Genomic DNA, 410 nt, shown 5'->3' on the forward strand with positions numbered 1-410 from the left:
GGCCAGCGGGCCAAAAATCGGAACACAGACAGCATGGTCACACGTCAGGGCATGGGCCGGTGCCTGCACCGCCCAGCGGGTTGGAATTACAATGCCCACATCGCCGAGTTACTGAACAACTTGCGGGCGATTCACAAATTCAGCTAAAGCGTTCGCCAAGCACCCTTTGCCCGGCGACCGCCAGGCAGTTCATAGGAGTGTATTCAAATGGCGAACGACTTTCTCTTCACGTCCGAATCGGTCTCGGAAGGCCACCCCGACAAGGTGGCCGACCAGATTTCGGACGCCATCCTGGACGCGATTTTCGATCAAGACCCGCGCAGCCGCGTGGCCGCCGAAACCCTGACCAACACCGGCTTGGTGGTGCTGGCGGGCGAAATCACCACGAACGCGCACGTGGACTACATCCA

1 protein-coding gene is annotated in these 410 nt (G+C 59.8%); it reads left to right on the forward strand.

The window, feature by feature from the left end:
• Positions 1-207 precede the first annotated feature (207 nt).
• Positions 208-410, forward strand: a 203-nt coding sequence (locus HA630_RS27185) for an S-adenosylmethionine synthetase N-terminal domain-containing protein (protein WP_243855325.1), incomplete at its 3' end; no start/stop codon positions are given.

The organism is Aquabacterium sp. A08, from assembly GCF_011742065.1.